Origin of the sequence: Myxococcus sp. AM009, assembly GCF_013372605.1 — a bacterium.
Classification (GTDB): Bacteria; Myxococcota; Myxococcia; order Myxococcales; family Myxococcaceae; genus Myxococcus; species Myxococcus vastator.
This window is the reverse complement of the sequence record NZ_JABXEP010000190.1, coordinates 1-13,860: the sequence shown is the minus strand read 5'-3', so window position 1 is coordinate 13,860 and position 13,860 is coordinate 1. Positions and strand designations below refer to the sequence as shown.

General features: G+C 68.4%; 11 protein-coding genes and 1 pseudogene. 7 read left to right on the top strand and 5 right to left on the bottom strand.

What is annotated here, in order from left to right; translation table 11 throughout:
- Together HV824_RS31495 and HV824_RS31490 are read right to left on the bottom strand one after the other, a co-directional pair.
- A pseudogene (locus tag HV824_RS31495) lies at positions 1-427 on the bottom strand (serine/threonine protein kinase); the annotation flags it as partial.
- Between the two features lie 65 nt (positions 428-492).
- The gene (locus tag HV824_RS31490; protein WP_176420999.1) at positions 493-1,242 is read right to left on the bottom strand and encodes a TIGR02266 family protein; all 750 of its coding nucleotides are present in this window, start codon (positions 1,240-1,242) and stop codon (positions 493-495) included.
- A 105-nt stretch (positions 1,243-1,347) separates the two neighbouring features.
- On the opposite strand from HV824_RS31490, the gene nuoE reads away from it, so the two are divergent.
- From nuoE to HV824_RS31455, 7 genes are all read left to right on the top strand, one after another.
- Entirely contained in the window at positions 1,348-1,836 is a 489-nt protein-coding gene (gene nuoE / locus HV824_RS31485; protein ID WP_013935738.1) for an NAD(P)H-dependent oxidoreductase subunit E, read from the top strand.
- Positions 1,837-1,875: 39 nt separating this feature from the next.
- Positions 1,876-3,216 carry an NADH-quinone oxidoreductase subunit NuoF gene (gene nuoF / locus HV824_RS31480; protein ID WP_176420998.1) on the top strand — a complete coding sequence of 447 codons (1,341 nt, stop codon included), beginning with the start codon at positions 1,876-1,878 and terminating at the stop codon, positions 3,214-3,216.
- Positions 3,213-3,719: an NADH-quinone oxidoreductase subunit J gene (locus HV824_RS31475; protein ID WP_176420997.1), complete on the top strand. Its 507-nt coding sequence runs from the start codon at positions 3,213-3,215 to the stop codon at positions 3,717-3,719. Before nuoF ends, HV824_RS31475 begins: the two co-directional genes overlap by 4 nt.
- A gap of 73 nt (positions 3,720-3,792) precedes the next feature.
- Positions 3,793-4,095, top strand: coding sequence for an NADH-quinone oxidoreductase subunit NuoK (gene nuoK / locus HV824_RS31470; protein ID WP_002638444.1), 303 nt, complete (start codon positions 3,793-3,795; stop codon positions 4,093-4,095).
- Between the two features lie 22 nt (positions 4,096-4,117).
- Positions 4,118-6,346: an NADH-quinone oxidoreductase subunit L gene (gene nuoL / locus HV824_RS31465; protein WP_176420996.1), complete on the top strand. Its 2,229-nt coding sequence runs from the start codon at positions 4,118-4,120 to the stop codon at positions 6,344-6,346.
- Positions 6,343-8,076, top strand: a complete 1,734-nt coding sequence (locus tag HV824_RS31460; RefSeq protein ID WP_176420995.1) for a NuoM family protein — start codon at positions 6,343-6,345, stop codon at positions 8,074-8,076. The genes nuoL and HV824_RS31460 overlap by 4 nt, the downstream gene beginning before the upstream one ends.
- A gap of 18 nt (positions 8,077-8,094) precedes the next feature.
- On the top strand, positions 8,095-9,654 hold the full coding sequence (locus HV824_RS31455; protein ID WP_176420994.1) for an NADH-quinone oxidoreductase subunit N: 1,560 nt from the start codon (positions 8,095-8,097) through the stop codon (positions 9,652-9,654).
- 82 nt (positions 9,655-9,736) lie between these two features.
- On the opposite strand, the gene HV824_RS31450 is transcribed toward HV824_RS31455, so the two are convergent.
- From HV824_RS31450 to HV824_RS31440, 3 genes are all read right to left on the bottom strand, one after another.
- Positions 9,737-10,486 (bottom strand): GNAT family N-acetyltransferase, encoded by a 750-nt coding sequence (locus HV824_RS31450; protein ID WP_368738128.1) that lies wholly within the window; start codon positions 10,484-10,486, stop codon positions 9,737-9,739.
- 501 nt (positions 10,487-10,987) lie between these two features.
- On the bottom strand, positions 10,988-12,436 hold the full coding sequence (locus HV824_RS31445; protein WP_176420992.1) for a sigma-54 dependent transcriptional regulator: 1,449 nt from the start codon (positions 12,434-12,436) through the stop codon (positions 10,988-10,990).
- Positions 12,433-13,860 (bottom strand): GAF domain-containing sensor histidine kinase (locus HV824_RS31440; protein ID WP_176424896.1); only part of this gene is annotated, 1,428 nt, incomplete at its 5' end. The genes HV824_RS31440 and HV824_RS31445, both read right to left, overlap by 4 nt.

Genomic DNA, 13,860 nt, shown 5'->3' with positions numbered 1-13,860 from the left:
GGCCGGAGGGCGGGGGCGGCGCGCCGTCGACCTCCGCTTCGTCCAGCAGCAGCTCCGGCGGAGGCGGAGGCACCATCAGCGGGTCGTCCCCACCGGCGCCCTCCAGGGGCGCGTCCGCGGCGGCGGACAGCTGCTCGGCGAAGAACTCACCGACCTCCAGGGAGAAGCGCTCCGTCAGCTCCCCACCCGCCACCTGCTCACCCTGGTCGGTGAGCTTGAGCTGGGCCTCGCGGTCCATGGCGATGTAGTGGAACTTGCGCAGGAAGAAGAAGTAGTTGTCGAACTCGAGCGACACGGACGGCTCGAGCGCGGACTTCACGTCTGCCAGCTTGTTCGAGCGTCCAAGACGGCCGTTCTCCCTCAGGTTCCGGAGGATGAACAGCGCCTCGCCACTGACGGTGTCGCGATTGAGGGCGGGCTTCTGCATGGGGATGGGACTCTATGCCGTCCCCACGCCGTGGCTCAACGGAGGACTGGCGGTAAAACGCGCCCCTACTTGATGCGCAGCAGCTGCTTCACCGTCTCCAGGACTTCCACGAAACGCACCGGCTTGCGCAGGTAGATGTCCACGCCCAGCTGCATGGCGCGGTCCTGCGCCTCCTTGCCGCCGGCGGAGATGGCGATGATGGGGATGGCGCGCAGCGCTTCTTCCTCGCGCATCCGCTCCACCAGGGCGAAGCCGTCCATCACCGGCATGTAGAGGTCCGTCATCACCAGGTTGAAGCGGTCCTCGCGCAGCATCAGCAGCGCGTGGTGCCCGTCCGGCGCGAAGTGGACCTCCAGGGGGACCTTTCCGTGCAGCTCGCCGCTGGCCAGCTTCTTCAGCACGTAGCTGTACATCTCGATGATGTGCGGGTTGTCCTCGACGATGAGCACACGATACCCCTCGTGCTCTGCGTGGGACGCGTGGCTGTCTGCTCCTGCCGCACTCAAGATGTCACCCAGTTTCCGCCGGTCCTGCTCGCGCTCCACGCGAACGCCGACGCCCGCGGGCTGATCGGGGCCCGCTGGCCGCATCCAGGCCACGGTTCCGCTGACTTCTACCGGATCCAACAGCCCCGGGAAAGAAAGTGCGAGCCGGACCTCGTCCCCCATGACGAAGGACAGGTCCGTCTGGACGAACAGGCCCTCGTGGGACAGGTTCTCCGTCACGTCGCGGGCCTGGCGCCCGTCCGTGTAGTCCACTCTCAGCACAGCCGGGACGCGGGGGTGCTGGCGCTTGTCCTCTGGACCCGGGTTCATAACAAGGGCTTGAAATCGCTCGGTAATTTGCTGATGGCAACCCAGTGTAGCTTCGAGGGTTTATGTTGACAACGTAGCCATTGGGGCAATACGTACCGGCCCGCCATGGCGGAGCCCCTGTTCACCTCTGAAGAGCAGAAGAAGTTCGACGCGGGAATCGCGGAGATCATCTCCCACTACCCTCCGGATCGGAAAAGCGCGGGCATGCTCCCGGCGCTGCGCCTGCTCCAGGAAATCAAGGGATGGCTGCCCCCGGAAGGGCTGCGGCTGGTGGCGAAGCATCTGGAGGTCACTCCCGAGCGGGCCATGGAAGTGGCCAGCTTCTACGTGATGTACCACCTCAAGAAGCCGGGCAAGTACGTCATCGACGTCTGCACGAACCTGTCCTGCTCGCTGTGGGGCGCGGAGAAGATGCTCGCCTACCTGGAGGAGAAGCTGGGCCTCAAGGCAGGTGAAGCCAATGAGAAGTTCACCTTGCGAGAGACCGAGTGCCTGGCCTCGTGTGGCACCGCGCCCTGCCTGCAGATCAACGAGGATCACCACGAGAGCCTGACCCAGGCGAAGCTGGATGCCATCCTCGCCAGGTTGAGCTGAACCTCCCCCCACCCTTCTTAGGCTTAGGACGTCATCGACATGGCCTCTACGGCAAAGACGATCGAACCGATCATCTCGGCGGCCTGGGGTAAGCCTCAGTCCTGGACCCTGGACAGCTACCGCAAGCGGGGGGGCTACGAGGCGCTGAAGAAGGCGCTCCAGATGGAGCCCGCCGCCATCATCGACGAGGTGAAGAAGTCGAACCTCCGCGGTCGCGGTGGCGCCGGCTTCCCCACGGGCCTCAAGTGGAGCTTCGTCCCCAAGGACAGCCCCAAGCCCAAGTACCTGGCGGTCAACGGCGACGAGTCCGAGCCGGGCACCTTCAAGGACCGCTACATCCTGGAAGACGACCCGCACATGATGCTGGAAGGCATCGCCATCGCGGCCTACGCGCTGGGCGTGCACACCTGCTACGTGTACCTGCGCGGTGAGTTCAAGTTCCCGGCGGAGCGCACGCAGGCGGCCATCGATGAAGCCTACAAGGCGGGCATCTTCGGCAAGACGGTCCTGGGCAAGGACTTCGAGCTGAACTGCTACCTGGTGCGCGGCGCGGGCGCCTACATCTGCGGCGAGGAGACGGCGCTGCTGGAGAGCCTGGAAGGCAAGAAGGGCTGGCCCCGCTTGAAGCCCCCCTTCCCCGCGGTGGTGGGCCTCTTCGGCTGCCCCACGGTGGTGAACAACGTGGAGACGCTGGCCAGCGTGCCCGCCGTGTTCCAGCAGGGCGCGGACGCCTACGCGAAGCTGGGCACCGACAAGTCGGGCGGCACGCGGCTCGTCTGCCTCTCCGGCACGGTGAACCGGCCGGGCGTCTACGAGGTGTCGATGTTCACGACCCTCGCCGAGCTCATCTACGACGACAAGTACGGCCGGGGCATGCCCGCGGGCCGCAAGGTGAAGGCCGTGATTCCGGGCGGCTCCTCGGCGCCGGTGCTGGGCGCGGACGAGCTGGACGTGGCCATGGAGTTCGAGGCCCTCAAGGTGAAGCAGACCATGGCGGGCTCCGGCGGCGTCATCGTCATGGACGACGCCACCTGCATGGTGCGCAGCCTGTGGCGCGTGGCCCGCTTCTACGCGGAAGAGTCGTGCGGCCAGTGCACGCCGTGCCGTGAGGGCACGCCCTGGCAGACGCGCCTCTTGCGCAAGATTGAAGAGGGCCGCGGCGAGCCGGGCGACATCGACATGCTGTCCAACGTCGCGTCGTCCATCGCGCCCTACCCGCCCATCGGCCTGGGCAACACCATCTGCGCGCTCGGCGACGCGGCGGCGCTGCCCACGCACTCGTTCCTCATGCGGTTCCGGGACGAGTTCGAGGCCCACATCCGTGAGCACCGCTGCCCGTTCGGCGACAAGCCCTGGGGTTCGTTCGGAGACTGGTCTTGAACATCGAGCTCATCCTCTTCGGGGCGTTCGCGCTCCTGACGCTGCTGTCGGCCGGAACGGTCATCTTCGCGCGCAGCCCCATCAATTCGGCCATGGCGCTGGTGTCCACGTTCTTCTTCCTGGCCGGCATCTACGTGCTGCTGTGGGCGCACACGGTGGCCGTCATGCAGGTGCTCGTGTACGCGGGCGCCATCATGGTGCTCTTCCTGTTCGTCATCATGCTGCTCAACCTGGGAGAGTCGCCCACGCGCGGCAAGCCCACGGTGGCGCGCATCGCGGGCGGCGCGGCGACGGTGGGCCTGTTCGCGGCCCTGGCCATCATCCTCCTGAAGCTGCCCGCCGAGCCGGCCACGCTGAGCACGGGGGCGCAGGCCTCCTTCGGCACCATCGCCACCCTGGGTCAGGTCATCTTCACCCAGTGGCTGCTCCCCTTCGAAGCGGTGAGCTTGCTGCTGCTGGTGGCCATGGTGGGCGCAGTCGTCGTGGCCAAGTCGCGAATCTGATCGCCCATTCCGGACAACTTTTCTGTGCTAGATGGCGGCGCAGGCAGCCGCTCGCGAGGCCCCGAATCGGCCCATGGTTCCCATCACCTACTACCTCCTGCTTGCCGCCGCCCTGTTCTGCATGGGCATGTTCGGCGTGCTCGTCCGCCGCAACGCGCTGGTCATCTTCATGTGCGTGGAGCTGATGCTCAACGCGGCGAACCTCACGTTCGTGGCCTTCGCGCGCATGCGCGGTGACGACCTTGGCCACGTGTCCGCCTTCTTCGTCATCGCGGTGGCGGCGGCGGAAGCCGCCATCGGTCTGGCCATCGTCATCGCCGTCTTCCGGAGCCGGGGCAGCGTCCTGGTGGAAGACATCCGGACGATGAAGCACTGATGCCTCCCCAGGAGCCACTGTCATGACTCTCGTCGAATTCTTCCGGGCGGCACCCGTGGCGCCGGACATCCTGGCGCCCTCGCTCTGGCTCATCATCGCGCTGCCCCTGCTGGGCGCGTTCATCTGCGGCGTGTTCGGCAAGATGATGGGCCGGGCCAACGTCCAGCTCGTCGCCTGCGCGACGGTGGCCGGCTCCTTCGCCCTGAGCGTGTTGGCGTTCTGGGCGACCAGCCACCACAACCCCGACACGGGCCGGCTGGCGGCCATCTACCCCAACCCGTTCGGCATCGAGCGGGACTTCGTGCGCTACGCGCTCGCGTACGACTACGGCACCTGGTTCTCGGTGGGCGACTTCCGGGTGAACTTCGGGCTGATGGTGGACCACCTGTCCGGCATCCTGCTGCTCATCATCACCGGCGTCGGCTTCCTCATCCACCTGTACTCCACCAGCTACATGGAGCACGACGCCGCGTACTGGCGGTTCTTCGCGTACCTGAACCTGTTCGTCGCGGCGATGCTGACGCTGGTGCTGGCCGACAACCTGGTCCTGCTCTTCGTGGGCTGGGAAGGCGTCGGCATGGCCAGCTACCTGCTCATCGGCTTCTGGTACGACGACCCGGCCAAGGCGTGGGCCGGGCGCAAGGCGTTCGTCACCAACCGCATCGGTGACTTCGCGTTCCTCATCGCCACCTTCCTGCTGGTGCTGCTGGTCTCCGCCTTCACCCAGCAGTCGAACGCGGCGGACTACAACACCGCCGGCACCACGGTGAATCACTACACGGCCGCGCTGGAGAAGAAGGGCCCCGTCACGTTCAAGGGCCTGGAGAAGCTGGCCGAGGGCCTGGTGGATGGCACCGCGGACAAGGTCGACCTGAGCACCCCCATCGAGGCGGGCCCCCTGGCGGGCTACACCTTCGGCGGGGTGATGACGGCGGCCATGCTGCTGTTCCTCCTGGGCGCCGCGGGCAAGAGCGCGCAGCTGCCGCTGTACGTCTGGCTGCCGGACGCCATGGCCGGCCCGACGCCGGTCTCCGCCCTCATCCACGCCGCGACGATGGTCACCGCCGGCGTGTACCTGTTCAGTCGCATGTCGGCGCTGCTGGTGCTGAGCCCCACCGCCATGGCGACCATCGCCATCATCGGCGCGCTCACCTCGCTGCTGGCGGCGCTCATCGCCTTCGCGCAGGACGACATCAAGAAGGTGCTCGCCTACTCCACGGTGTCCCAGCTGGGCATCATGTTCATGGGCGTGGGCATGGGCATCTTCTGGGCGGCGGTGTTCCACCTGATGACGCACGCCTTCTTCAAGGCCTGCCTCTTCCTCGGCGCCGGCAGCGTGATGCACGGCAACGGCGACGAGACGGACATCAAGAAGCTGGGCGGGCTGCGCAAGGAGATGCCCTGGACCTGGGCGACGTTCCTCGTCGCCACGCTGGCCATCACCGGCATCCTCCCGCTGTCCGGCTTCTTCTCGAAGGACGCCATCCTGCACGGCGTGCACCACAACCACCTGCAGGGCCTGGAGTGGGTGTCCAGCCTCGTCTACTACCTGGGCCTGCTCATCGCGGCGTCCACCGCGTTCTATATGACGCGCGTGTACCTGCTCACCTTCGAGGGCCCCCGCTCGAAGGAGGCCCGGGTGGCGCACGCCCATGAGAGCGCCTGGCAGATGACCCTCCCGCTGGTGGTGCTCGCGGTGCTGAGCGTGGTCGCCGCGCGGTACGCGTTCGGCATCAACTTCTTCGACATGACGTCGCAGCCGGTGCTCGACAACTTCCTGAGCCCGGTGTTCAGCGCGACCCGGCGCATCACCGAAGCCAGCACGCTGGTGGCGCTGGACACCAGCCGCCCGCAGGTGGTGCCTGACTACCTCAAGGCCTGGGCCGTGGCCCTGGCGGGTGGCGGCGCGGCGGCCTTCCTGTACCTCCGCTACTTCCCGGCGCGCGTGGGCAAGCCGGATCCCGCCTTCATCCGCGCGGTCCGCCCCCTGGCGCTCAACAAGTTCTACGTGGACGAGCTCTACGAGCTGATTGTCATCCGTCCCGTGAAGTTCATGAGCTTCCTCCTCTTCCGCGTGGTGGACGCGCTCGTCATCGACACCGTGGCGGTCCGCGGCACGGCGTGGGTGACTGCGCGCGTGGGCAGCGCGCTCCGCTACGTGCAGTCGGGTGACGCCCAGGCCTACGCCGCAGTGATGGCCATCGCCCTGCTGGGCGGGGTGGCCTACGCCCTCATCCAGGTGATGCAATGAGCTTCGTCGACAACCACCTGCTCAACCTCGTCGTCTTCCTGCCGCTGGTGTTCGCGGCGCTGGTGGCGCTGCTGCCGGCCGGGGAGAACGGTCAGATTCGCACCGTCACGTTCATCGCCATGGTGCTGGACCTGGTGTTCGGGGTCTGGGCCTACATGGCGTATGTGCCGGGCGGACCGGAGTTCCAGCTCGAGTACCGGGCGCGTTGGTTCGACATGTTCGGCACCAGCTACCACATTGGCGTGGACGGCCTGGCCGTGAGCCTGCTGCTGCTCACCGTCTTCCTGGGGCCCCTGGTGGTGCTGGCGTCCACCACGTACATCAAGTTCCGCATCAAGGAGTTCCACCTGGCGCTGCTGGTGCTCCAGACGACGATGCTGGGCGCGCTGGTGTCGCTGGACGTGCTGCTCTTCTACATCTTCTTCGAGGCCATGCTCATCCCCATGTACCTCCTGGTGGGTGTGTGGGGCGCCGAGGACCGCCAGATGGCGGCGGTGAAGTTCTTCCTCTACACGCTGGCCGGCTCGCTGCTGATGCTGGTGGCCATCATCGCCGTGTACTTCATCAGCGCGCCGGTGGGCGCCCGCTCGTTCGACTACGCGAGCATCTACAACGGCCTGCTGGACGCCAACCGGCAGCTCAGCGCCTGCACGGCGGGGCCCGCGGGCGCGTGTGACTCGCTCACCGGGCTGGCCGCCACGCTGCACACCTGGGGTCCGTGGCTGTTCGGGGCGTTCGCCATCGCGTTCGCCGTCAAGGTCCCCATGTGGCCGCTGCACACCTGGTTGCCGGACGCGCACGTCCAGGCGCCGGTGGCCGGCTCCATGATTCTGGCCGGCGTCACGCTGAAGATGGGCACGTTCGGCTTCTGGCGGTACGCGATTCCGTTCTTCCCGGTGGCCACGCAGCAGGCGCGGCCCTTCCTGGCCACGCTGGCCGTCATCGGCATCGTGTACGGCGCGCTGATGTGCCTGGCGCAGCGGGACATCAAGAAGCTGATTGCGTACTCGTCCGTCAGCCACCTGGGCTACTGCATGCTGGGCATCCTGGCGATTACCGCCGAGGGCGCCACGGGCAGCGCGTACCAGATGCTCAACCACGGCGTGTCCACGGGCGCGCTGTTCCTCCTGTTCGGCTACCTGTATGAGCGGCGCCACTCGCGCCTGATGGCGGACTACGGCGGCATCGCGAAGGTGATGCCGGTGTTCACCGCGGCCTTCGTCATCATCACCTTCTCCTCCATCGCGGTGCCGGGCACCAACGGCTTCATCGGTGAGTTCCTGGTGCTGCTGGGCACCTTCAAGAGCGACCTGGGCGAGGCCGCGGGCAACGCGCACCTGACGGCGGTCTTCGGCGGGTTCGCCACGCTGGGCGTCATCCTGGGCGCCGCCTACATGCTGTGGATGGTGCAGAAGGTGTTCTTCGGCGGAATCACCCACCGGGAGAACCAGCACCTGACGGACATGAACCTGCGAGAGGGCCTCACGGTGCTCCCCTTCATCGTGCTGGTGGCGGTGATGGGCCTGCAGCCGCAGCCCTTCCTGGACCGGCTCGCGCCGTCCACGGACCGCTTCCTGGCCCGCGCCCGCGTGGGCACGCCGGGGGCCGAACTGCAGGAGGACCGGCTCCGGGTGGAGGTGATGGCCCTGCCGTCCCGTCAGGTCGTCGCCGCGCCGTCCGCGCCCGTTCCGCTGGCCGCCGCCCCGGCCGTTCCCTCGCCGCGGCAGTAAGCCGCCTGAGCTTCCGACATGACCCTGCCCAATCTCACCCTGGCAGACTTCCTCCCGCTGCTGCCCACCATCATCATGGTGGTGGGTGCCTCCATCCTGCTGCTGTCGGAGGTGTTCCTCTCCACGACGGCGTCGCGCGCGTACCAGGCGGTGCTCACCGTGGTGACGGCGGTGGCGGCCGGCGCCATGGCGCTGACGACGATGTTCGAGCCGCCCCAGGAGGTGATGCTCGGCTTCGGGGTGATGGACCCCTTCTCCAGCTTCCTCACCTTCGTGGTGTGCGTGGGCCTGGCGCTGGCGACGCTGAGCTCGGTGAGCTTCCTGCGCAAGCGGGGCGCGGAGCGCGGTGAGTTCTACGCGCTGATGCTGTTCGCCACGGCGGGCATGAGCCTGCTGGCGATGTCGAACGAGCTCATCACGCTCTTCATCAACATCGAGGTCCTCTCCATCGCCACCTACGCGCTGACGTCGTACCTGCGGCGTGGCACGCGGCCGAGCGAGGCGGGCTTCAAGTACTTCATCCTGGGCGCCTTCTCCTCCGCGGTGCTGCTCTACGGCGCGGCGCTGCTGTACGGCGCCACCGGCACCACCCACCTGACGGCCATGGCCGGTCCGCTGTCCACCGCCCTGTCGTCGCAGCCGGGCCTGGTGTACGCGGGCATCATCCTGGTGGGCGCGGGCTTCGCCTTCAAGGTGGCCGCGGTGCCGTTCCACATGTGGACGCCGGACGTCTATGAGGGCGCGCCGACGCCCGTCACCGCGCTGATGAGCGCGGGCGTGAAGGCGGCCGCCTTCGCGGCGATGGTCCGCGTGTTCTTCCTGGTGGGCAAGGGCGTGGACCCGGCGATGCTGCTGACCCTGTTCTCCGTGCTGGCCTTCCTCACCATGGTGGCGGGCAACCTGCTGGCGATTCCGCAGCGCAACGTGAAGCGCATGCTGGCGTACTCGTCCATTGCGCACGCCGGCTACCTGCTGGTGGGCGTGGCCGCCCTCTTCGTCACCGGCCCGGGTGAGCAGTTCCGCCTGCTGGGTGCGTCCGCGCTGACGGGCGGCACCCCGCTGGACCTGGCCCGCGCGGAGGCGCTGCGCGGCATCCTCTACTACCTGCTGGCGTACACGTTCAGCGCGGTGGGCGCCTTCGCCATCGTCTCCGTCCTGGAGCGTCGCGAGGACGAGGAGAAGGGCACGGCCTGGGATTTGGAGCGCTTCAGCGGGCTGGCGCAGCGCAAGCCGGGCTGGGCCTTCGCGATGGCGGCCTTCATGCTGTCGCTGGGTGGCATCCCGCCCACCATCGGCTTCATGAGCAAGCTGCTCATCTTCCAGGCCGCCGTGGACGCGGGCCTCATCGGCCTCACCATCGTCGGCGTGCTCTCCAGCGCGGCGGGCGTCTATTACTACCTGCGCGTGGTCGTCTACATGTTCATGCGGCCGGTGCCGGAGGGTGCGCAGGCGCTCGAGAAGAGCTGGTCCACCGAGCTGGCGCTGGTGCTGTCCACCGCGGCGGTCGTGATTCTGGGCATCATCCCCGGCCCCATCATGGGGTGGCTGGAGCAGGCCAGCAGCATCTTCGGCCAGTAGCTTCCCACCTCCGCTGCCACACCCCGCCCGCCCCGGCTTCGTGCCCGGGCGGGCGTCGTGTTTCCGGCCGCCCGTGAATCCATCAGGGCGCGGCGTCCACCAACGGGCCGCGAAGCTCCAGCGTCTCCAGGCGCGTCTGCGCTCCCGCCTCGCGGAGCAGGTGCACCAGGGGCGCGTCATCCGTCACCGAGACATTCAGGGTGGACACGCCCGCCCCCAGCCGCCCGAAGGCGGCTTCGAGCAGTGTCCGCGCATGCGCGGGAGACACCGCGAAGAAGGGATACACGAGGGGCCCGGAGCGCAGGTCCATCATCCCCAACCACCGGCGTGCAGGTGCTTGGGGGTCGACGAGCCCCAGCAGCCGGTGCGACTCACTGGCCGCGAAGCCGGCCAACTTGCCGGGAAGCATCCCGAAGGCCTCCGTCAGCGCGCCGCAGTCCTCCAGCGTCACCGGCACCACGGCTCCGTCCGGGGACGCGGCGGGGAGCGCTTCCAACTGGGCCCGCGTCATCCGCAGGGTGGTGGCCTCACGGACCGGCCGCATTCCCAGCGAGGAGTAGAGCGCGAGCGCGGGCACGTTCTCCCGCTTCACGTTGAGGCCCCAGCGGGTACACCCTTGTGCGCGCAGGTGATTGGCCAGGTGCGACATCATCCGCCGTCCCAGCCCCTGCCCCCGAGCGAACGGCGCCACCACCAGCTGCGTCACGAACCCGAAGTCCCCCAGGGCCATCGTCACGGCGTAGGCGCCCACGCCCTGGGGGCCTTCGGCGAACAGGGAGAGCTGGGCGATTTCCGCCGCCCATACAGGTTCGGGCGGGGGAGAATCATCCACCCCGAGCTCCAGAAAGAGCCGGGCGAAGACAGCGTGGTCTTCCAGCCGACCGGGACGCAGCACCCACTGAGATGCAGATGAACCCACCTGAGCTTCCTTTCGTCGCGAACTGGCTCGGCTTGCAGACGCGGAAAAGAAGGCGGCCCGACACCCCAAAGAGGTGCCGGGCCGCGGGTCTTCTCAAGGTGACTCACCGGAAGTGCTGAAGGGGTGGGGGGGAACCGCCTTCAGCCTCGCTTCGATGTGTCCCGCGTAATCCTTTAGCAGTCGCCGTGCCAGCCGCCTCTCAGGGAGAAACTCTAGTTTTCTCAGGCACTTGAAGCACTAGCTGACGCTGGCCCCACCCCCACGCTCCATTTCATGGCTGCAATGGGGTTTCAGAAGTGAAAAAGCCAAGTAAATTCAGTCGCTTGTCTTTTTCACCTATGAACCCGTCCATTTCGGATCTGAATCCATGGCCGCGGGAAAGTTACATGGGTGAGTCTTTACCCTACTCCAGGGCTATTCCCGGGCCAGCTCGCTGGGCGGACGGAGGTTGAGCCGCTTCATCTTCCGCCAGAGGGTGGTGGAGGAGACGCCGAGCTCATCGGCGACTCGCGCCAGGTCCACCCCGTGCCGCTCCAGCGCCTGGGTGATGGCGTGGCGCTCCGCCTCCTCCACCACCTGGGCCAGCGTGGGCCCCGCGCTGGCGTTGCGCCCGAGCGCTCCGCCCTGCCCGTCCAGGAAGGCGACGCTGGGGGTGCCATGAGCCGGCGTCATGCGGCCCTGCCGCACGGGGAAGTCCTCGGGCAGCAGCTCGTTGCCCTCCGCGAGCGCGGCGGCCTGCTCCACCAGGTTCTCCAGCTCGCGCACGTTGCCGGGGAAGTCGTAGCTCATCAGGTGGGCCACCGCGGCGGCGGAGAGGCGCTTGGGGTTGGGGCTGCGGGCATTGGCCCGCTCCAGGAAGTGCTCCGCCAGCGCGGGCACGTCCTCCAGGCGCTCGCGCAGGGGCGGCACGCGGAGGGCCACCACGTTGAGCCGGTAGAAGAGGTCCTGCCGGAAGCGCTTGTCGCGCACCTCCAGCTCGATGTCCCGGTTGGTGGCGGCGACGATGCGCACGTCCACGCGCAGCGCGGTGGACTCACCGACGCGGCGGACCTCGCCCTCTTGCAGCGCGCGCAGCAGCTTGGACTGGAAGGTGGGGCTCGTCTCAGTCACCTCGTCGATGAAGAGCGTGCCGCCGTCGGCTTCCTCGAAGAGGCCCCGGCGGGACTTCACCGCGCCGGTGAAGGCGCCCTTGGCGTGGCCGAACAGCTCGCTCTCCAGCAGGGACTCGCTGATGGCCGCGCAGTTGACGGGCACGAAGGAGCGGGCCTTGCGGCGGCTGTGCGCATGGAGCGCGCGCGCCACCAGCTCCTTGCCGGTGCCGCTCTCACCCTGGATGAGGACGGTGGCGTCGCTCTGCGCCACGCGCATGAGCCGCGTGGTGAGCTCGCGCATGGCGGCGCTGCGCCCCACCAGGGCGGACAGGCCGTGGCGCTGGTTGAAGTCGGTGGTGAGGTTGTCCACGTCGCGCAGCAGGCGCGCGCGCTCCAGGGCGCGCTCCACGCGGTAGCGCAGCTCGCTCTCCTTGAAGGGCTTGGTGACGTAGTCGTAGGCCCCCAGGCGCATGGCCTCCACGGCGCTCTCGATGGAGCCGAAGGCCGTCATCATGATGACCTGGAGCCGGGGCGCCACCTCCATCGCGCGCCGCAGGAGCGTGAGCCCGTCCATGGGCTCCATCTTCAAATCTGTCAGCAGCAGGTCGATGCTGCCGCTGGCGAGCTGGGCCAGGGCCTCCTCGCCCGTGGCGGCCTCGAAGACGGTGTAGTTCTCCGCCCGCAGCAACAGGGCGGTGGTGGCGCGCATGTTGCGCTGGTCGTCCACGACGAGGAGCCGTCCTCGGGTCGGCGGAGTGTTCGCGTCGGTCATGGGAAGGACGGAGGCTGCGAGAGCGGCAGCCGGAAGGTGAAGGTGGTACCGCGCCCCGGGATGCTGTCCACGGCGATTTCGCCCCGGTGCTCCTCGAGGATGCGCCTGACGACGGCCAGCCCCAGGCCGGTGCCCTGGGCCTTGGTGGTGAAGAACGGCTCGAAGACGCGGTGGAGCAGCTCGGCGGGGATGCCCGGGCCCTGGTCCACCACGTCGATGCGCAGCTGCTCGCGCCCCGCATGGGCTTCACGGCGCGCGCGCACCTGCACGAGCCCCCCCTGCGGCATGGACTGGATGGCGTTGACCGCCACGTTGACCAGCGCCTGTCGGATGAGGCGGCGGTCCATGGGCACCGGCGGCAGACCGGGCTCCACGTCGGACTGGATGCGGATGGAGCGGTCCGCGCCGCCGCCCTGCATCCGCGCGGCCTCCAGCGAGTCCTGGAGCACGCGCCCCAGGTCCTCCTGCTGGAGCACCGGGTCCCTGGGACGCGTGTAGTCCAGCAGGTCGCCGACGATGCGGTTGAGCCGGTCGCTCTCCTCCCCCAGGATGTCGAGCAACATGGCCGCGTCGCCGCCCGGCACCAACAGCCGGCGCAGCGAGGCCACCGCGTTGAAGATGACGCCCAGCGGGTTGCGCACCTCGTGGGCGACAATCGCGGACAGCTCGCCCAGCGCGGCCAGCCGCTCGCGCTTCACCATCTCCGCGCGCGTGGCGGCCAGCTCCGCGTAGCTGGCCCACAGTGACTCGTACAGGCGCGCGTTGGCGATGGACAACGCCAGCTGGCCACACGTGGCCTCCGCCAGCTCGATGAGCTCCGGCCCGAAGGCGCGCGGGCCCCGCGTGTCGTCCACCACCACCACGCCGATGAGCTCCTCGCGCGAGGTGAGCGGCAGCGCCAGCAGCGCCTTCTCGTCGAAGCGGTGCGCGAGCTCCGGGTTGAAGCCTCCGTCCGCGGAGGCCACGTCCTCCACCGCGATGGGCTTGCGCTCGCGAGCCACGCGCGCCGTCAGGCCGTCTCCGTGGAGGGGCAGCACCACCGTGCGGAAGAAGTCGCGGTGCGCGATGGAGGCCGCGGCGCCGCGCAGCAACCGGGCGCTCTCGTCGTACAGCAGGATGTAACAGTTGGACACGTCCAGCAGGCGGACGAGGAAGTCGGCGGCCACGTCCAGGATGCTCGACGTCTCCAGCACGCCGGACGTGGTGCGCGCCAGGTCCAGCAGCAGGCGCGTCTCGGCCAACTGACGCGAGGACTCGGCCCGCAGCCGGCGCTGCTCCAGCAGCGTCACCAGCAGCTCCGACAGCGTGCCCAGCAGGCGCAGGTCCCGCTCATCAAAGGGCTTCCCCGGCGCGCGCAGCACCTGGAGCATCCCGCACACCTCGCCGCCGCGCGTCAGGCACACCGCCGCGCCCGCCCCCAACCG

Coding starts and splice junctions, on each gene's coding strand:
- HV824_RS31490 (WP_176420999.1), bottom strand. CDS start 1,242: ATGAACCCGGGTCCAGAGGACAAGCGCCAGCACCCCCGCGTCCCGGCT.
- nuoE (WP_013935738.1), top strand. CDS start 1,348: ATGGCGGAGCCCCTGTTCACCTCTGAAGAGCAGAAGAAGTTCGACGCG.
- nuoF (WP_176420998.1), top strand. CDS start 1,876: ATGGCCTCTACGGCAAAGACGATCGAACCGATCATCTCGGCGGCCTGG.
- nuoK (WP_002638444.1), top strand. CDS start 3,793: ATGGTTCCCATCACCTACTACCTCCTGCTTGCCGCCGCCCTGTTCTGC.
- nuoL (WP_176420996.1), top strand. CDS start 4,118: ATGACTCTCGTCGAATTCTTCCGGGCGGCACCCGTGGCGCCGGACATC.
- HV824_RS31460 (WP_176420995.1), top strand. CDS start 6,343: ATGAGCTTCGTCGACAACCACCTGCTCAACCTCGTCGTCTTCCTGCCG.
- HV824_RS31455 (WP_176420994.1), top strand. CDS start 8,095: ATGACCCTGCCCAATCTCACCCTGGCAGACTTCCTCCCGCTGCTGCCC.
- HV824_RS31445 (WP_176420992.1), bottom strand. CDS start 12,436: ATGACCGACGCGAACACTCCGCCGACCCGAGGACGGCTCCTCGTCGTG.